This window comes from Streptomyces sp. NBC_00005 (genome assembly GCF_045160215.1).
In the GTDB taxonomy this organism is placed as follows: domain Bacteria; phylum Actinomycetota; class Actinomycetes; order Streptomycetales; family Streptomycetaceae; genus Streptomyces.
Genome location: NZ_CP108316.1, coordinates 4,565,616 through 4,583,669 on the forward strand (window position 1 = coordinate 4,565,616; position 18,054 = coordinate 4,583,669).

Genomic DNA, 18,054 nt, shown 5'->3' on the forward strand with positions numbered 1-18,054 from the left:
GTTGCCTCCCCCGGCCGCCCGGTTGGTCAATTCCGTTCGCCTTGCGCCCCGTTCCGAACCCATACCTGGATGCGTACGGTCCGCAAGCACTCACGATACGTGCCGGAGGCAACCCGCAAAGAGGGGATTACAGATCTCACGGTTCAAACGCGGACCCGCTCACATCATGACTTGGGTTCGAACGTCCTCGCGAGCGTCTTCCAGGTGTCCTCACGGAGTTCACTGCCCCAATTCGCGGCTTTCGCCGTGTACATCAGCGCATATCCGAGATGGTCGTTGACCACGAACCCCCGGTCGATCGTCCGGTACTTCGTCCCGCCCTCCACATAGGTGAACTCCCAGTCGGCCGTGTTCCAGCCGCGGTAGTCCACCTCCTCTATGCGGATCTTCTGGTACTGCGAGCGCGTCATGTAGCGCTCCTGGTTCTCCCAGTCGGACACGGGGTCGCCCTTGGGCGTGGACGTCCAGGCGACGAGCAGCTTCTGCCCGTCGGGCCCGGTGAACCTGTCCCCCGCGGCACTCGCGGACTGGTACTTCCACCCCTTGGGCAGCCCGATCGAGTACCCCTCGCTGCCCTTGTACGTCGACTTCACCGCACTGTCGCCCCCGGACGACCCGTCCGCTCCCCCACCGCTCCCGCCGGACGCGGTCGGGCTGTTGCTGGGCGCACCGTCCGACGTCGAGGCCGAAGCGGACTGCGAGTCTCCCCCGTCCGTACGGGCCCCGCCGCTCGTGTCCTCCTTGGTGTCGGCACTGGCGGACGCGCTCGCCGCGACCTTCCCGCCGCTGCCCTTGGCTCCGTTCGAACTCTTGCCGTCGTCCCCACCGAGCGTGAGGGCCAGCACGGTCCCGATCACGACGAGCACGACCACCACCGCGATGATCACCAGCGTCCGCTTCGGCACCACGTCGGTGAGCGGCGCCCGGGGCACGGGCCGCGGCGGCAGATCCGGCGGCGGCATGACCGGCCACCCCGAACTCCGCCCACCGGCCTGCACGTTCGCCCCCTGCGCACCAGGCTCCCGGCTTCCGGAGGCCACACCCTTCGATGAACTCGACCCCGCCGAGGAACCGGAAGAGGCCGGGGAAGCAGAGGCCGGGGAAGCAGAGGAACCGGAAGGGGTTGAGGAAGCCGAGGAACCCGAAGCCGCCGGTGACGCCGACGACTTCGGTGCGGCCGACGGTGCCGAAGACCTCGGCGCGGCCGACGCAGGCACCGAAGGCATCGGAGTCGTCGGGGCAGGCGGAGGCACAGGAGGCATCGGCGCCGTCGGAGCCGTGGAACCGGCCGCCCCCGACGCACCGCCTTCGGCCGCCCCGGCGGACGTACTGCCACCGGATCCCGAATCCGTCTTACCGCTCCCGGACTTGCCGCGGGACGCAGCCGCCGAACCGGCCGCCGCGCCCGCCGCCACGGCGGCCTTCCGCACGGAACGCAGCGCCCCGCGCAGCTTCTCCGCCGCCTCCTCGCCCCGCTTGCCGCCGGAGCCGCCCGAACTCCGCTTGCCCTCGGGCCCGTCGGGCTGCGCCGGCAAGGGCACGACCCTGGTCGCGTCGGCAGGCGGCTCCGGCTCGGCCTCCTTCGGCTCGGGCGCGTGGATCACCGCGTTGAGCTTGGCCCGCGCACCCGCGTCGTCGAGCCGCTGCGCGGGATCCTTGGTCAGCAGCCCGTAGATGACGTCCTTGAGCGGCCCCGCGTTCTTCGGCTCCTCCAGCGGCTCTGTCATCACCGCGGTCAGGGTCGCGATCGCGGAACCCTTGTCGTACGGCGGCGCACCCTCGACGGCCGCGTACAGCAGCCCGCCGAGCGACCACAGGTCGGCCGCGGGACCCGGCTTGTGCCCGCGGGCCCGCTCCGGGGAGATGTACGAGGGCGCGCCGACGAGCATGCCGGTCGAGGTGATGGACGGGTCGCCCTCGACCTGGGCGATGCCGAAGTCGGTGAGCACGACCCGCTCGGTCTCGGACTCCAGCAGGACGTTGGACGGCTTCACGTCACGGTGCAGGATGCCCTCGCGGTGCGCCGAACGCAGCACGTCGAGGATCGCCAGGCCGACCTCCGCCGCCCGCCTGGGCTCCAACAGGCCGTCCTCCCGGATGACTTCGGCGAGTGACTTGCCCTCGACGAGCTCCATCACGATCCACGGCCGGTCGTCCTCTTCGACCACGTCGAAGACCGTCACCGCGCTGTTGTTGCGGATCCGCGCGATCGCCTTGGCCTCGCGCAGCGTCCGCGTGATCAGCCGGCGCTTCTCGTCCTCGTCGATGTTCGACGGGAACCGCAACTCCTTGACGGCGACCGTCCGGCCCAGGGTTTCGTCCTCGGCCCGCCACACGGTGCCCATGCCGCCACGGCCGAGCACCTTCCCCAGCCGGTACCGCCCGGCGAGAAGACGCTCGCTGTTGTCCCGACGAGTGTCCTGGCGAGATGTCCCCGCCCGCTCCGCCTCCGACATGCGTCCCCTCATGCAACCCGCCCTGACAGAGCCTCCATTGTCCCTCACCCGACAAGTGCCCAACGCCCAGGGTGCCTCTGGGACCTGTGCGAGCCCCGAGCACCACGAACCCCCACTGCCGAACGCCCGACGACCCTCGCCCCGAACACCGCGCATCCCCGCTACCGAACGCCCGACGACCCTCGCCCCGAACACCGCGCATCCCCGCTACCGAACGCCCGACGACCCTCGCCCCGAACACCGCGCATCCCCGCTACCGAACGCCCGACGACCCTCGCCCCGAACACCGCGCATCCCCGCTACCGAACGCCCGACGACCCTCGCCCCGAACACCGCGCATCCCCGCTACCGAACGCCCGACGACCCTCGCCCCGAACACCGCGCATCCCCGCTACCGAACGCCCGACGACCCTCGCCCCGAACACCGCGCATCCCCGCTACCGAACGCCCGACGACCCTCGCCCTGAACACCGAGGACCCTCTATCTCCCGCACACCCGGCAGCCCCTGCTCTGAGCACCGCGCATCCCGGCCGCCGAACGCCCGGCGCCCCCTGCCCCGAACACCGAGGACCCTCTATCTCCCGCACACCCGGCACCCTTGCCCTGAACACCGCGAGCCCTTCTCCCCCGCATCCGGCGACCCCCACCCCGAGCACCACGAACCCCTACCTCCCGCGCGCCCAGCGCCCCTCACCCCGAGCACCGCGAACCCCCCTGCCAGGCACCCGGCACCCCCGCCCCGAAGCACCCCGCGCGCAGGGTCGGCCCCCGCTGAGGCACACGTTCCGCCGCCCTGCATGATGGGCCGCGACAGGGAGGACTCCGCGATGCCGCCGCTTCGGACGCTACTGGCCGTGCCCGTGGCCCTGACGCTGCTCGCCCTGGCCCCGACGGCCTCGTCGGCCCCCTCGCCCCCGCCCACGGATGCGATCCTTCCGCTGCTGCTCGCGCAGGGCGGCGTCCCTGCCGCGGCACTGCTGGCCCGCGAGGGGTCCGGCACCCGTTACGCCGAGGCGGGGCCGGGAATCTCCCGCGCCGACCACTTCCGCGCCGGCAGCATCACCAAGACCTTCATCGCGACGGTCGTCCTTCAACTGGCCGCCGAACACCGGCTGAAGCTGTCCGACACCGTGGAGCGGTATCTTCCGGGCCTGGTGCGCGGATCGGGCAACGACGGCCGCACGATGACCCTGCGCTCCCTGCTCACCCACACCAGCGGCCTGAACGACTTCGCCCTGGACACCCGGGGCGTGGTGCCCCTCACTCCTCTTCAGGCCGTACGCATCGCACTCACCCACCCTCCGGCCGACCCCGGCCGCTTCTCCTACTCGAGCACCAACTACGTCCTGCTCGGCCTGGTCATCCAGCAGGTGACCGGCCACTCCTACGCCGCCGAGGCCGAGCGCCGCATCATCGCTCCGCTGGGTCTGACGGGCACCTCCTTCCCCGGATCCCTCACCTCGCTCCCCTCCCCGCACGGCCGCGCCTACGCCGCCGACGGAACCGACGTCACCGAACTCGACCCACGGGTGGCCGGAGCCGCGGGCGAGTTGGTGACCACGCTCGCCGACCTGGACCGCTTCTACGCGGCCCTGCTCGGCGGTCGGCTGCTGCCCCCGCACTGGCTGCGCGAGATGCTCGACACCCGTGCCGCACACGGCTTGTACGGCATGGGTCTGTTCCCGGTGAAGCTGCCGTGCGGCACGACGGTGTGGGGGCACAACGGCCGCATCACCGGCAGCTACGTGCGCACCGCAGCCACCATCGGCGGCCGTCGCGTCCTCACCTTCCGCGTGAACACGACGTCGATCGCAGACCCCGACCTCGAACCGGCCCTGCTCGCCGCCGAGTTCTGCCCCCGCACCTCGTAGAACGGACGGGTTCCGAACGAAGATCCCGCTTCACGACACTCGTTCGGGTGACGCTGACCCGAGCGCGTCCTGAGCTGCCGGACTCACCGGCCGCACCGGCCGCACCGGCCGCACCGGAGTCACCGGAGTCACCGGAGTCACCGGAGTCACCGGAGTCACCGGCCACAAGGAGTCTCAGAGCGGCACGATGTCCGGCGCCCCCAGCCTGGCCGCATCCGCCGTCAGGTCATCGGGCTGCCGCTGCGACTCCCGCTCGGCCTCCACCCGCTTCTCGTAGTGCTCGACCTCGCGCTCGATCTGGTCCTTGTCCCAGCCGAGCACCGGCGCCATCAGTTCGGCCGCCTCCTGCGCGCTCCGTGTCCCCCGGTCGAAGGTCTCGATGGAGATGCGGGTGCGCCGGGTCAGCACGTCATCCAGGTGCCGGGCACCCTCGTGGGAGGCGGCGTACACGATCTCGGCGCGCAGATAGTCGTCGGCGGCCGGCATCGGCTCGCCGAGCGACGAGTCGGCGGTGACGAGTTCGAGGACCTCCTCCGCCATCGACCCGTACCGGTTCAACAGGTGCTCCACGCGCACCACATGGAGCCCGGTGCGCGCGGCGATCCGCGCTCGCGCGTTCCACAGCGCCCGGTAGCCCTCGGCCCCCAGCAGCGGCACGTCCTCCGTCACGCACTCGGCGACCCGCAGGTCGAGTCCGTGGACCGCCTCGTCCACCGCGTCCTTGGCCATCACCCGGTACGTCGTGTACTTGCCGCCCGCCACCACGACGAGGCCGGGCGCGGGATGCGCCACGGTGTGCTCGCGCGACAGCTTGCTGGTGGCGTCCGACTCACCGGCCAGCAGCGGGCGCAGGCCCGCGTACACACCCTGTACGTCGTCCCGCGTCAGCGGCACCGAGAGCACCGAGTTCACGTGCTCCAGCAGGTAGTCGATGTCCGCGCTGGAGGCGGCGGGGTGCGCCTTGTCGAGGTCCCAGTCGGTGTCCGTCGTGCCGACGATCCAGTGCCGGCCCCAGGGGATGACGAACAGCACGGACTTCTCCGTGCGCAGGATCAGTCCGGACGAGGACGTGATGCGGTCCTTCGGTACGACCAGGTGGATGCCCTTGGACGCCCGTACGTGGAACTGCCCGCGCTCTCCCACCATGGCCTGGGTGTCGTCGGTCCACACGCCCGTCGCGTTCACGATCTGCTTGGCGCGGATCTCGTACTCGCCGCCCCCCTCGACGTCCTGCACGCGCGCGCCGACGACACGTTCGCCCTCGCGCAGGAAACCCGCCACGCGCGCGCGGTTGGCAACCTTCGCACCGTAGGCCGCCGCCGTGCGCACCAGGGTGGCCACATAGCGCGCGTCGTCCATCTGGGCGTCGTAGTACTGCAGGGCTCCGACCAGCGCGTCCTTCTTCAAGGCAGGTGCCACGCGCAGGGCGTGACGGCGGGTCAGATGGCGGTGCGTCGGCAGGCCGCGGCCGTGTCCGCGGGCCATCGACATGGCGTCGTAGAGCGCGACGCCCGAACCGGCGTAGAGTCGCTCCCAGCCCTTGTGCTGCAGCGGGTACAGGAACGGCACCGGCTTCACCAGATGCGGGGCGAGCCGCTCCAGCAGCAGCCCGCGCTCCTTCAGCGCCTCCCGTACGAGCGCGAAGTCGAGCATCTCCAGATAGCGCAGTCCGCCGTGGATCAGCTTGCTGGACCTGCTGGATGTGCCCGACGCCCAGTCACGCGCCTCGACCAGACCCGTGGACAGACCGCGCGTGACGGCGTCCAGGGCGGTGCCCGCACCGACCACGCCGCCGCCCACGACCAGCACGTCCAGCTCACGCTCGGCCATTCCCGCCAGTGACTCGGCTCGCTGCGCCGGCCCCAGTGTCGCTGTCCTCACCGCTGCCTCCTGCTGTCGGTAGCGCCGGCCGCACCCGTCGGGCGAAGCCCGCTTCCTATCCCCCATGCCCAAATTCTGACCGGCTTGCCCGACTTCAGCCACTACTCGCCCCCAGCCTGTGGACAACATCCCCGGGATCTCCGGGAAACACGGCACAACCAATCCCGCAAATCGGTCATATTTACTCCTAGTGTGACATTGCGCTTCACCTGTCCTGTCCACAGGGCTTGCGCACCTGTCCCGCTTCGGTTACTGGGAAGGACGGCCCACGCCATGCCCGCAGATCTCGCCGTCATCGGACTCGGCCCGTTCGGCCTGCCCCTCGCCCAGGCAGCCGTCGCCGCCGGAATCTCCACGCTCGGCTACCGCACCGGGCCCGAACCCGGCTCTCTCAGCCCCGCCGAACTGCGCCGGATGCTCTCGGGGGGCTTCCGGCACGCCACCAGCCCGGCCGAGCTGGGCCGGGTGCGCACCGCGGTCATCTGCGCGCCGACCCCGCCCGGCGCGGACGGGACGCTCGACCTGGGCCAGGTGGAGGCGGCCGCCCGCACACTGGCCGCGCGGCTGCGCCCGCACACCACGGTCATCCTGGAGTCGCCCGTCCCACCGGGCACCACGGAGAACTTCCTGCGCCCGCTCCTCGAAGAGGGCTCCCGGCTGCGCGCGGGCCGCGACTTCCACCTCGCCTACTCCCCCAGCCGGGTCGACCCCGGCAACCGCGACTTCACCCCGGCCAACACCCCCAAGGTGATCGGCGGCCTCACCCCGGCCTGCACCGAGTCCGCCGCGGCGTTCTACGGCCGCCTCACCGACAAGGTGGTACGCGCGCGTGGACTGCGCGAGGCGGAGACCGTGCAGCTGCTGGAGACCAACTTCCGGCACGTCAACATCGCCCTCGTCAACGAGATGGCCGTCCTCTGCCATGACCTGGGCGTCGACCTCTGGGACGTCATCCGCTGCGCGGAGACCAAGCCGTTCGGCTTCGAGGCCTTCCGCCCCGGCCCCGGAGTCGGCGGCCACGCCGTCCCCCAGGACCTGACCGGCCCCGCGGGCCGCACCCTGCGCATGGTCGAACTGGCCCAGCAGGTCAACAGCCAGATGCCCCGCTACGTCGTCCAGCGCGCCGCGGCCCTCCTCAACGAGCACGGCAAGTCCGCGCGCGGCGCCCGCGTCCTCCTCCTCGGCGTCACCTACAAGCCCGAACTCGCCGACCAACAGGCAACCCCCGCGCGGGAGATCGCCGTCCGCCTGATGGAACTCGGCGCGTCGGTCAGCTACCACGACCCGCACGTCCCGTCCTGGAACGTCCTGGACCGCCCGGTCCCGCGCGCGGACTCCCTCTACGAGGCCGCCGCCGACGCCGACCTGACCATCCTCCTCCAGCAGCACCGGACGTACGACCTGCAGGCACTGTCGGTGAAGGCACAGCTGCTGCTGGACACACGAGGGGCCGCGCCTACAGGGGCGGCGCATCGGTTGTGAAGCGGGGCGCGTAAAACGCCCCGCGCCCGCGCCCAGGGCACACGAAAGGGCCGGTCACCCCACCAGGCGACCGGCCCCCATCACGTCGTACGACCTACCGCTTGTGCTGCGAGTCCGCGACCGTGACCTCGACCCGCTGGAACTCCTTCAGCTCGCTGTAGCCGGTCGTGGCCATCGCGCGGCGCAGGGCGCCGAAGAGGTTCATCGAGCCGTCGGGAGTGTGGGACGGGCCCGCGAGGACCTCCTCGATGGTGCCGACCGTGCCCAGGTCGACCTTCTTGCCGCGCGGCAGTTCCTCGTTGACGGCCTCCATGCCCCAGTGGTGACCACGGCCCGGCGCGTCGGTCGCGCGGGCCAGCGGGGAGCCCATCATGACCGCGTCGGCGCCGCAGGCGATCGCCTTCGGGATGTCGCCGGACCAGCCGACGCCGCCGTCCGCGATCACGTGCACGTACCGGCCACCGGACTCGTCCATGTAGTCGCGCCGGGCCGCCGCCACGTCCGCGACCGCCGTCGCCATCGGGACCTGGATGCCCAGCACGTTGCGCGTGGTGTGCGCCGCGCCGCCGCCGAAGCCGACCAGGACGCCCGCCGCGCCGGTGCGCATCAGGTGCAGGGCAGCGGTGTACGTGGCGCAGCCGCCGACGATCACCGGGACGTCGAGCTCGTAGATGAACTGCTTCAGGTTCAGCGGCTCGTGCGAGCCGGAGACGTGCTCGGCCGAGACCGTCGTGCCGCGGATGACGAAGATGTCCACGCCCGCGTCCACGACCGCCTTGGAGAACTGCGCCGTGCGCTGCGGCGAGAGCGCGGCCGCGGTGACCACACCGGAATCGCGCACCTCCTTGATGCGCGCGCCGATCAGCTCCTCCTTGATGGGGGCGGAGTAGATCTCCTGGAGTCGGCGCGTGGCCGTCTCCGCGTCCAGCTCGGTGATCTCGTCGAGCAGCGGCTGCGGGTCCTCGTGCCGCGTCCACAGACCTTCGAGGTTCAGCACGCCGAGGCCGCCGAGCTCGCCGATGCGGATCGCGGTGGCCGGGGAGACGACCGAGTCCATGGGAGCTGCCAGGAAGGGCAGCTCGAAGCGGTAGGCGTCGATCTGCCAGGCGATCGAGACCTCCTTCGGGTCCCGCGTACGGCGGCTGGGGACGACGGCGATGTCGTCGAAGGCGTACGCCCGGCGGCCGCGCTTGCCGCGCCCGATCTCGATCTCAGTCACGTCTGTGGCCTTTCCCTGATGCGTTCAGCGTCTCCCAGTATCGCCGACGGGTACGACAAGGGCGGCCCCGGAGGTTCCGGAGCCGCCCTTGGACTTGCTTACGCGCGCGTGGAGGTCACTTGCTGCGGCTGTAGTTCGGCGCCTCGACCGTCATCTGGATGTCGTGCGGGTGGCTCTCCTTGAGGCCCGCCGAGGTGATCCGTACGAAGCGGCCCTTGGTCTCCATCTCCGCGATGGTGGCGGCGCCCACGTAGCCCATGGTCTGGCGCAGACCGCCGACGAGCTGGTGCAGCACGTTGGCCAGCGGGCCGCGGTAGGGCACCTGGCCCTCGATGCCCTCGGGCACGAGCTTGTCGTCGGAGGCGACCTCGGCCTGGAAGTAGCGGTCCTTGGAGTACGACCTGCCCTGGCCGCGGGACTGCATGGCACCGAGCGAGCCCATGCCGCGGTACGACTTGAACTGCTTGCCGTTGATGAACAGCAGCTCGCCGGGCGACTCCTCGCAGCCGGCCAGAAGGCTGCCGAGCATCACGGTGTCGGCGCCGGCGGCCAGCGCCTTGCCGATGTCGCCGGAGTACTGCAGACCGCCGTCGCCGATCAGCGGGATGCCCGCCGCGCGGGCCGCGAGGGAGGCCTCGTAGATGGCGGTGACCTGCGGGACGCCGATGCCGGCGACCACACGCGTCGTACAGATCGAACCGGGGCCCACGCCGACCTTGATGCCGTCGACGCCGGCGTCGATCAGCGCCTGCGCGCCGTCACGCGTGGCGACGTTGCCGCCGATCACGTCGACGGACACGCTCGACTTGATCTTCGACATCCAGCTGAGGGCGTTGCTGCTGTGGCCGTGCGAGGTGTCGACGACCAGGAAGTCCACCCCGGCCTCGGTGAGCGCCTGGGCGCGCTCCAGGGCCTCGGGGCTGGCGCCCACCGCGGCACCGACGAGCAGCCTGCCCTCGGCGTCCTTGGCGGCGTTGGGGTACTTCTCGGCCTTGACGAAGTCCTTGACCGTGATGAGGCCCTTGAGGACACCGGCGTCGTCGACCAGCGGAAGCTTCTCGATCTTGTGGCGGCGCAGCAGTTCCATGGCGTCCACGCCGGAGATGCCCACCTTGCCTGTGACCAGCGGCATCGGCGTCATGACCTCGCGCACCTGACGGCTGCGGTCGGTTTCGAAGGCCATGTCGCGGTTGGTCACGATGCCGAGCAGCTTGCCTGCCGGGTCGGTGACGGGGACACCGCTGATGCGGAACTTGGCGCACAGGGCGTCCGCCTCGGCGAGCGTCGCCTCCGGGTGCACCGTGACGGGGTCGGTGACCATGCCGGACTCGGACCGCTTGACCAGGTCGACCTGGTTGACTTGGTCCTCGACGGAGAGGTTGCGGTGCAGCACGCCGACACCGCCCAGACGCGCCATCGCGATCGCCATGCGGGACTCGGTCACCTTGTCCATCGCGGCCGAGAGCAGCGGGATGTTGACCCGGACGTTGCGCGAGATGCGGGACGAGGTGTCGACCGCGTTGGGGAGCACCTCGGATGCGCCCGGCAGCAGCAGCACGTCGTCGTAGGTCAGCCCGAGTGTCGCGAATTTACCGGGCACTCCGTCGACGTTTGCAGTCATGACACCTTCCCCAAATGGCCTTGATCGGTGCGGATGTCCATGCTAACGGGAAGCGCGGCTATCAAATTCCACGGTGCCGCGTGACGCCGGGCTTCGTATGTTCGTACGGAATTCACGACACGCCTGTTCAAGGAAGGCACTGTCGGCAAAAGGCGCTTACGGCAACGGGGGCGGGCTATTGCTCCGCGAGCGCCCTGAGCCGGCTCAGGGCCCGGTGCTGTGCGACCCGCACCGCTCCGGGTGACATTCCCAACATCTGACCCGTCTCCTCGGCCGTGAGGCCCACCGCGATGCGCAGCAGGAGCAGCTCGCGCTGGTTCTCGGGCAGGTTGGCCAGGAGTTTCTTGGCCCATTCGGCGTCGCTGCTGAGCAGCGCGCGCTCCTCCGGGCCGAGCGAGTCGTCCGGCCGCTCGGGCATCTCGTCGGACGGGACCGCCGTGGATCCGGGGTGCCGCATCGCCGCTCGCTGCAGGTCCGCGACCTTGTGCGCGGCGATGGCGAAGACGAACGCCTCGAAGGGGCGGCCGGTGTCCTTGTAGCGCGGCAGCGCCAGGAGGACGGCGACGCAGACCTCCTGTGCGAGGTCCTCCACGAAGTGCCGGGCGTCGCCCGGCAGACGGGACAGACGGGTGCGGCAGTAGCGCAGCGCCAAGGGATGGACATGGGCGAGCAAGTCGTGCGTGGCCTGCTCGTCTCCGTCGACGGCGCGGTGGACGAGTGCACCGATCGCCCCTGCGGCACTCACCGCCTCGTCGTCGCGCATCGGTCCATGGTGCCTTGCGGCCGCGCGGGCCGTGGCACCGTGTCCGTTGTTGTGCACCGAAGCGTTATGAGCAGGTGCGCCGGAACTCATCTCCTGCGCCCTCCCATTCCGCTCGACCGACTCGTCCCCGAGAGACTCCACACCTCAAGGATGCGGCATCCGCGGCGAAACGAGCAGCGGGCACCCGGCGGGCCGTTTTGCCACCCCCGCCCACCCTGCGGTAGGCGGGGGCTCTCGAACCCCCGCTGCAAGACACCGACCGGCCTAGCGGACCAGGCCCCACCGGAAGCCGAGCGCCACGGCGTGTGCCCGGTCCGAGGCGCCGAGCTTCTTGAAGAGCCGCCGGGCGTGCGTCTTGACGGTGTCCTCGGAGAGGAACAGCTCGCGACCGATCTCCGCGTTGGAGCGACCGTGGCTCATGCCCTCGAGCACCTGGATCTCACGCGCCGTGAGCGTGGGCGCGGCACCCATCTCGGCGGAGCGCAGACGGCGCGGGGCCAGCCGCCAGGTCGGGTCGGCGAGCGCCTGCGTGACGGTCGCGCGCAGCTCCGCGCGCGAGGCGTCCTTGTGCAGATAGCCGCGAGCACCGGCGGCGACCGCGAGGGCCACGCCGTCCAGGTCCTCGGCGACGGTGAGCATGATGATGCGCGCGCCCGGGTCGGCGGACAGCAGCCGGCGCACTGTCTCGACGCCGCCCAGTCCGGGCATGCGTACGTCCATCAGAATCAGGTCCGAACGGTCGGCGCCCCAGCGGCGGAGGACTTCCTCGCCGTTGGCCGCGGTCGTCACGCGCTCGACGCCGGGCACGGTCGCGACCGCGCGGCGGAGCGCCTCTCGGGCAAGCGGGGAGTCGTCGCAGACGAGGACGGATGTCATGGCCGTCCTCCGCAGCTGATGCACGTCACCTTGAGCCTCCAGGCTGGTACGAAATCGTCACCTGTGCGGTCGACCGTCTCGGACGCCTGCCCGAGCACTTGTTGCTTCAACCGCCTCCGCACTCTCAACGACGGTCACTCGAAAGAGTTACGGGGCTGTGTGCCATCTTCGGCACTCTACGTGAGGGCGCGGACACGGTGCAGACATGCAGGGCGGACCCTCAACGTTTCATCACAACCCATGCCCCATTTAGACCCCTTTTCTTCCCATCTACCGGTGTCTGAGGCTAGATTCGCAATGAGTCATATTTTCATCTCCTTAGATAGTAGATGTACGGTCGTTGGCACCGTATCCGCTCAGAACGGCTACAAGGGGTCACGTAATGGCAGATTTCTCCCGCCTTCCCGGACCGAACGCGGACCTGTGGGACTGGCAGCTCCTGGCCGCCTGCCGCGGGGTGGACAGCTCGCTCTTCTTTCATCCGGAGGGTGAGCGCGGTGCGGCCCGGAGTGCTCGCGAGAACTCGGCCAAGGAGGTCTGCATGAGGTGCCCGGTGCGCGCGCAGTGCGCGGCGCACGCGCTGGCGGTGAGAGAGCCGTACGGCGTGTGGGGCGGCCTGACCGAGGACGAGCGCGAAGAGCTCATGGGACGGGCGCGGAACCGGCTGGTGGCAGCGGCTGCCGGCGGGGACAGCGCTTCGAACACCTGAAGGAACGTTTCTTCACATTCTGGGGTGGGCACGCGTGATGGGCGCGTGTGATTGGGGACGCACGTGAGGGGCGCACGCACGCGTGCCCATCATTTTTGTTGGCGGGCGGCCGCGCGTCCGAGCTGCTCCAGGGTCGCCGCGACCGCCGGCACCTGGGCCAGATCGGGCAGCGTCAGCGCCACGATCTCCCGCCGCACCGCCGGTTCCAGCGTCAGCACGCGCGCGTGCCGTGGCCGTACGGACTCGATGGCGAGCTGCGGCAGTACGGCGACGCCGAGGCCGGCGCCGACCAGGCCGACGACCGCCGGATAGTCGTCGGTGGCGAAGTCGATGCGCGGGGTGAAGCCGGCGCCCTCGCACACCTCGACCAACTGCCCGCGGCAGCGCGGGCATCCGGCGATCCACGGCTCGTGCGCGAGGTCCCCGATGGCCACCGTCCCGGCCTGCGCGAGAGGGTGCCGCTCCGGCACGAGGCCCACGAGGCGGTCGCTCAGCAGCGGTCGTACGACGAGGTCGGCCCATTCCTCCGAGCCCGCCGCGCCCTCGTACCGGAAGGCCAGTGCCACGTCGCAGTCGCCCTCGCGCAGCATCTCGACCGACGCGGGCGGTTCGGCCTCCTCCAGGGAGACCCGGGTGCCGGGGTGCTCGGCGCGCAGGGCGGCGAGGGCGGTCGGTACGAGCGTGGAGCTGCCGCTCGGGAAGGAGACGAGGCGAACGCGCCCGGCGCGCAGTCCCGCGATGGCGGCGACCTCCTCCTCCGCCGCCGTGAGCCCGGCCAGGATCCCCGCGGCATGCCGCACCAGCGCCTCACCGGCCTGGGTCAGCCGCATCTCGCGTCCGTTGCGGACGATCAGCGGGGTGCCCACGGACGACTCCAGGGCCTTCATCTGCTGGCTGACGGCGGGCTGCGTGCAGCCGAGATCGCGCCCCGCGGCCGAGAAGGAGCCGGTGGCGGCGACGGCGCGCAGGACGCGGAGATGACGGGCTTCGATCACCGTTCGAGGATAAGTGATCCTTTGGCAAGGTGCCCGATAATGCGTCGACACTTTGAGCTGACGTCACTTACCGTGCGGGCATGAAGCTTCTGTCTGTGAACCTCGGCCGCCCGAAGTCCGTGCCGTACACGGACCAGCCGGACGGCGTGACCGGCATCGACAAGCAGCCGGTGGACGGGCCGGTCCGGGTGGCGGCGCCGGGGCCCAAGGGCGTCGGGGCGAGCGGGCTGGCCGGGGACGCGGTGTGCGAGCTGCGCCACCACGGCGGAGACGACCAGGCCGTGTACGCCGTCGCGCGCGAGGATCTCGACGACTGGGAGCACGAGTTGGGGCGCCCGCTGCGCAACGGCTCGTTCGGCGAGAACCTCACCACCGAAGGGCTCGACGTCTCCGGCGCATTGATCGGCGAGCGCTGGCGGGTCGGACCGGAAGTCGTCCTGGAGGTCACCTCCGGCCGGATCCCCTGTCTCACCTTCCAGGGCCATCTGGGTGAGAAGCGGTGGGTGAAGCGGTTCACGCAGAAGGGTGCTCCGGGTGCGTATCTGCGGGTGATCGAGCCGGGCGCGATCCGCGCCGGCGACTGCGTCGAGATCGTGCACCGGCCGGACCACGACGTGACGGTGGCGCTGCAGTTCCGGGCCGTGACGACGGAGCGGGAGCTGCTGCCGCGGCTGCTGGCGGCCGGGGAGGCGCTGCATCCGGACGGACGGGAGGCGGCGCGTACGTATGTGGCGAAATACGGTTCCTGACGAATCGTCAGATCCAGTCTCTCCTCGGATGCTTCACCAGCGTCGGAGCATGTGCAGAGATCGGATTCCCACAGTCCGGGTAACTACCCTTGGGCCATGACAACGGCTTTGATTACGGGATCGACCGCGGGCATCGGCGCCGCGTTCGCGCGGCGGCTGGCGGCCGACGGACACAACCTGGTGCTCGTCGCCCGCGACACCAAGCGGTTGCGGGACCAGGCGACCGAACTGCACGACCGGCACGGTATCGAGGCGGAGGTTCTCACCGCCGACCTCGCCACGGACGACGGCATCGAGGCCGTGGCCACCCGCCTGGCCGACCGCAAGAATCCGGTCGACCTGCTGATCAACAACGCCGGCTTCGGCAACAAGGGCCGCTTCCTCGACGTGTCGATGGCGGACGAGCTGCAGATGCTCAAGGTCCACTGCGAGGCGGTGCTGCGGCTCACGGCGGCAGCGACCGAGGCGATGCGGGAGCGTGGTCGCGGCGGGGTCGTCAACGTCGCATCCGTCGCCGCCTTCGTGCCGCGCGGCACGTACGGCGCCTCCAAGGCGTGGGTCGTGCAGTTCACGCAGGGGGCCGCGAAGGATCTGGCGGGCAGCGGGGTGCGGCTGATGGCACTGTGCCCGGGGTTCGTGCGGACAGAGTTCCATCAGCGGGCGGGGATGGGGACGGACAACATCCCCGGCTGGATGTGGCTGGACGCGGACAAGCTGGTGGCGGCCGCGCTGGGGGATCTCGCGCGCGGGAAGTCGCTGTCCATTCCGGATCCGCGGTACAAGGCGCTGATGGGGATCGTGAAGGTGACGCCCCGGGGTCTCATGGGCGGGATTTCCTCGCGGACCGGGCGGAAGTACGGGCCGCAGTAGCCCCTCTGCGGCCTCTGTGCCGCCTCTTCGCGAGGGGCTCCGGGGGTCCTGGTGGGAGAATGGTGCTGTTCAACCGGACCCAGGGGGGCCGGAGGCACACCATGACCTTCGTTCAGATCATCGACTGCAGGACCAGCCGGTTCGACGACATGAACCAGCTGATGGACACGTGGGTCGAACAGACCAAGGGGAAGCGGACCGCGACGCACAGTGTGATCGGGAAGGACCGGTCGGACGCGTCGCACTTCATCGAGATCGTGGAGTTCCCGTCGTACGAGGAGGCGATGCGGAACTCCCAGCTGCCCGAGACCGACAAGATCTTCCGGGAGATGGTCGCGCTCTGCGACGAGATGCCGACGTTCACGGATCTGGACGTCGTACGCGACGAGCAGTTGAACTCGGACATCTCACGGCGGTTCTTCGAGACGCTGGGCACCGAGGGGGAGTTGCCCCCGCTCGACGACATGATCGCCGAGAACTACCACGACCACGATCCCGCCAACGAGCAGGACGCCATCGGCATGGACGCGATGCGGCGCGAGATCGCGATGTGGCGCGGCGCCTTCGACTTCTCGTTCACCGTGGACGACCAGGTCACGCAGGGGGACCGGGTGTGCACCCGGTGGACCTGGAGCGGGACCCAGAAGGCCGAGTTCATGGGGATTGCGTCGAATGGGCAGCGGGTCACCATGACCGGCACGACCATTCACCGGTTCGGCGAGCACGAGAAGGTCGTCGAGGGCTGGTGGCAGTACGACCGGCTGGGGCTGATGGCGCAGCTGGGTGCGCTGGAGGGGCTGGAACAGTAGGACGGCAACGCGAAGGCCCGGCACCCCAGGGGTGCCGGGCCTTCGTACGTACTGACCGAGATCAGTGGGCGTGGCCGTGACCGTGGCCCGCCGCGGCCGGCTCTTCCTCTTCCTTCTTCTCGACGACCAGGGTCTCGGTCGTCAGGAGGAGGGAGGCGATGGAGGCGGCGTTCTCCAGGGCGGAGCGGGTGACCTTGACCGGGTCGATGACGCCGGCCTTGACCAGGTCGCCGTACTCGCCGGTGGCGGCGTTGAAGCCCTGGCCCGCCTCGAGCTCGGCGACCTTGGAGGTGATGACGTAGCCCTCCAGGCCCGCGTTCTCGGCGATCCAGCGCAGCGGCTCGACGACCGCGCGGCGGACGACGGCGACACCGGTGGCCTCGTCGCCGGTCTTGCCGAGGCCGCCCTCGAGCACCTTGGCGGCGTGGACGAGCGCGGAGCCACCACCGGAGACGATGCCCTCCTCGACCGCGGCGCGGGTCGCGGAGATGGCGTCCTCCAGGCGGTGCTTCTTCTCCTTCAGCTCCACCTCGGTGGCGGCGCCGACCTTGATCACGCACACGCCGCCGGCCAGCTTCGCGAGGCGCTCCTGGAGCTTCTCGCGGTCCCAGTCGGAGTCCGTGTTCTCGATCTCGGCCTTGATCTGGGCGACGCGGCCCGTGACGTCCGCGGAGTCGCCGGCACCGTCGACGACGGTCGTGTCGTCCTTGGTGACCGTGACACGGCGGGCGGAGCCCAGCACGTCCAGGTCGGCCTGGTCGAGCTTGAGGCCGACCTCCTCGGAGATGACCGTGGCGCCGGTGAGGACGGCCAGGTCCTGGAGCATCGCCTTGCGGCGGTCGCCGAAGCCGGGGGCCTTGACCGCGACCGCGTTGAAGGTGCCGCGGATCTTGTTGACGACCAGGGTCGACAGGGCCTCGCCCTCGACGTCCTCGGCGATGATCAGCAGCGGCTTGGAGGCACCCGACTGGATGACCTTCTCGAGCAGCGGCAGCAGGTCCTGGATGGAGGAGATCTTGCCCTGGTTGATGAGGATGTACGGGTCCTCGAGGACGGCCTCCATGCGCTCCTGGTCCGTCACGAAGTACGGCGACAGGTAGCCCTTGTCGAAGGCCATGCCCTCGGTGAAGTCCAGCTCCAGACCGAAGGTGTTGGACTCCTCGACGGTGATGACACCGTCCTTGCCGACCTTGTCCATCGCCTCGGCGATGAGCTCGCCGACCTGGCTGTCCTGAGCGGACAGACCGGCGACGGCCGCGATGTCGGACTTCTCATCGATCGGGCGCGCGGTCGCGAGCAGCTCGTCGGAGATGGCCTTGACCGCGGCGTCGATGCCCTTCTTCAGGGCGGCCGGGGAGGCACCCGCGGCGACGTTGCGCAGGCCCTCGCGCACGAGCGCCTGGGCGAGCACGGTGGCGGTGGTGGTGCCGTCACCCGCGATGTCGTTGGTCTTGGTCGCCACCTCCTTCACCAGCTGGGCGCCGAGGTTCTCGTACGGGTCCTCTACCTCGACCTCGCGGGCGATGGTGACGCCGTCGTTGGTGATGGTGGGGGCACCGAACTTCTTGTCGATGACGACGTTGCGGCCCTTGGGGCCGATCGTCACCTTGACCGTGTCGGCAAGCTTGTTGACGCCGCGCTCGAGGGCGCGACGGGCGTCCTCGTCGAACTTCAGGATCTTCGCCATGGGAGCGGTTCAGCCCTCTCGGAAAACGTGGGTGTAACGAACCGCGCCCCCGACGCCCGGCTTCA

The 18,054-nt window shown here is 70.2% G+C and carries 14 protein-coding genes; 6 read left to right on the top strand and 8 right to left on the bottom strand.

What is annotated here, in order from left to right:
* Window positions 1-164: 164 nt before the first annotated feature.
* Window positions 165-2,456 (bottom strand): serine/threonine-protein kinase, encoded by a 2,292-nt coding sequence (locus tag OG303_RS20810; protein WP_405877394.1) that lies wholly within the window; start codon window positions 2,454-2,456, stop codon window positions 165-167.
* 828 nt (window positions 2,457-3,284) lie between these two features.
* On the opposite strand from OG303_RS20810, the gene OG303_RS20815 reads away from it, so the two are divergent.
* Window positions 3,285-4,328 carry a serine hydrolase domain-containing protein gene (locus OG303_RS20815; protein WP_405869989.1) on the top strand — a complete coding sequence of 348 codons (1,044 nt, stop codon included), beginning with the start codon at window positions 3,285-3,287 and terminating at the stop codon, window positions 4,326-4,328.
* A gap of 174 nt (window positions 4,329-4,502) precedes the next feature.
* Here OG303_RS20815 and OG303_RS20820 read toward each other — a convergent pair whose 3' ends face one another.
* Window positions 4,503-6,209, bottom strand: coding sequence for a glycerol-3-phosphate dehydrogenase/oxidase (locus OG303_RS20820; protein WP_405869990.1), 1,707 nt, complete (start codon window positions 6,207-6,209; stop codon window positions 4,503-4,505).
* Window positions 6,210-6,482: 273 nt separating this feature from the next.
* Between OG303_RS20820 and OG303_RS20825 the strand changes: the two genes are divergently transcribed.
* Window positions 6,483-7,691 carry a nucleotide sugar dehydrogenase gene (locus tag OG303_RS20825; protein WP_405869991.1) on the top strand — a complete coding sequence of 403 codons (1,209 nt, stop codon included), beginning with the start codon at window positions 6,483-6,485 and terminating at the stop codon, window positions 7,689-7,691.
* A 94-nt stretch (window positions 7,692-7,785) separates the two neighbouring features.
* Here the strand turns inward: OG303_RS20825 and OG303_RS20830 are convergent, their stop codons facing one another.
* From OG303_RS20830 to OG303_RS20845, 4 genes are all read right to left on the bottom strand, one after another.
* A complete protein-coding gene (locus OG303_RS20830) occupies window positions 7,786-8,910 on the bottom strand; it encodes a GuaB3 family IMP dehydrogenase-related protein (RefSeq protein WP_405869993.1) in 1,125 nt (374 codons plus the stop codon).
* A gap of 115 nt (window positions 8,911-9,025) precedes the next feature.
* Entirely contained in the window at window positions 9,026-10,531 is a 1,506-nt protein-coding gene (guaB, locus tag OG303_RS20835; RefSeq protein WP_405869994.1) for an IMP dehydrogenase, read from the bottom strand.
* A 175-nt stretch (window positions 10,532-10,706) separates the two neighbouring features.
* On the bottom strand, window positions 10,707-11,294 hold the full coding sequence (locus OG303_RS20840) for a sigma-70 family RNA polymerase sigma factor (RefSeq protein WP_405869995.1): 588 nt from the start codon (window positions 11,292-11,294) through the stop codon (window positions 10,707-10,709).
* A 264-nt stretch (window positions 11,295-11,558) separates the two neighbouring features.
* Entirely contained in the window at window positions 11,559-12,170 is a 612-nt protein-coding gene (locus tag OG303_RS20845) for a response regulator transcription factor (protein WP_003948568.1), read from the bottom strand.
* A 382-nt stretch (window positions 12,171-12,552) separates the two neighbouring features.
* On the opposite strand from OG303_RS20845, the gene OG303_RS20850 reads away from it, so the two are divergent.
* The gene (locus OG303_RS20850; protein WP_405869997.1) at window positions 12,553-12,879 is read left to right on the top strand and encodes a WhiB family transcriptional regulator; all 327 of its coding nucleotides are present in this window, start codon (window positions 12,553-12,555) and stop codon (window positions 12,877-12,879) included.
* An 89-nt stretch (window positions 12,880-12,968) separates the two neighbouring features.
* Here OG303_RS20850 and OG303_RS20855 read toward each other — a convergent pair whose 3' ends face one another.
* Window positions 12,969-13,874 carry a LysR family transcriptional regulator gene (locus OG303_RS20855; RefSeq protein WP_405869999.1) on the bottom strand — a complete coding sequence of 302 codons (906 nt, stop codon included), beginning with the start codon at window positions 13,872-13,874 and terminating at the stop codon, window positions 12,969-12,971.
* 80 nt (window positions 13,875-13,954) lie between these two features.
* On the opposite strand from OG303_RS20855, the gene OG303_RS20860 reads away from it, so the two are divergent.
* From OG303_RS20860 to OG303_RS20870, 3 genes are all read left to right on the top strand, one after another.
* A complete protein-coding gene (locus OG303_RS20860; RefSeq protein WP_405870001.1) occupies window positions 13,955-14,623 on the top strand; it encodes an MOSC domain-containing protein in 669 nt (222 codons plus the stop codon).
* 96 nt (window positions 14,624-14,719) lie between these two features.
* Window positions 14,720-15,493: an SDR family NAD(P)-dependent oxidoreductase gene (locus OG303_RS20865; protein ID WP_405870002.1), complete on the top strand. Its 774-nt coding sequence runs from the start codon at window positions 14,720-14,722 to the stop codon at window positions 15,491-15,493.
* A 101-nt stretch (window positions 15,494-15,594) separates the two neighbouring features.
* Window positions 15,595-16,302 (top strand): ester cyclase, encoded by a 708-nt coding sequence (locus OG303_RS20870; protein WP_405870003.1) that lies wholly within the window; start codon window positions 15,595-15,597, stop codon window positions 16,300-16,302.
* Window positions 16,303-16,363: 61 nt separating this feature from the next.
* Here the strand turns inward: OG303_RS20870 and groL are convergent, their stop codons facing one another.
* The gene (groL, locus tag OG303_RS20875) at window positions 16,364-17,989 is read right to left on the bottom strand and encodes a chaperonin GroEL (RefSeq protein WP_405870004.1); all 1,626 of its coding nucleotides are present in this window, start codon (window positions 17,987-17,989) and stop codon (window positions 16,364-16,366) included.
* Window positions 17,990-18,054: the final 65 nt, after the last annotated feature.

Coding starts and splice junctions, on each gene's coding strand:
- OG303_RS20860 (WP_405870001.1), top strand. CDS start 13,955: ATGAAGCTTCTGTCTGTGAACCTCGGCCGCCCGAAGTCCGTGCCGTAC.
- OG303_RS20870 (WP_405870003.1), top strand. CDS start 15,595: ATGACCTTCGTTCAGATCATCGACTGCAGGACCAGCCGGTTCGACGAC.
- OG303_RS20810 (WP_405877394.1), bottom strand. CDS start 2,456: ATGTCGGAGGCGGAGCGGGCGGGGACATCTCGCCAGGACACTCGTCGG.
- OG303_RS20840 (WP_405869995.1), bottom strand. CDS start 11,294: ATGCGCGACGACGAGGCGGTGAGTGCCGCAGGGGCGATCGGTGCACTC.
- groL (WP_405870004.1), bottom strand. CDS start 17,989: ATGGCGAAGATCCTGAAGTTCGACGAGGACGCCCGTCGCGCCCTCGAG.
- OG303_RS20865 (WP_405870002.1), top strand. CDS start 14,720: ATGACAACGGCTTTGATTACGGGATCGACCGCGGGCATCGGCGCCGCG.
- OG303_RS20850 (WP_405869997.1), top strand. CDS start 12,553: ATGGCAGATTTCTCCCGCCTTCCCGGACCGAACGCGGACCTGTGGGAC.
- OG303_RS20825 (WP_405869991.1), top strand. CDS start 6,483: ATGCCCGCAGATCTCGCCGTCATCGGACTCGGCCCGTTCGGCCTGCCC.
- OG303_RS20845 (WP_003948568.1), bottom strand. CDS start 12,170: ATGACATCCGTCCTCGTCTGCGACGACTCCCCGCTTGCCCGAGAGGCG.
- OG303_RS20815 (WP_405869989.1), top strand. CDS start 3,285: ATGCCGCCGCTTCGGACGCTACTGGCCGTGCCCGTGGCCCTGACGCTG.
- guaB (WP_405869994.1), bottom strand. CDS start 10,531: ATGACTGCAAACGTCGACGGAGTGCCCGGTAAATTCGCGACACTCGGG.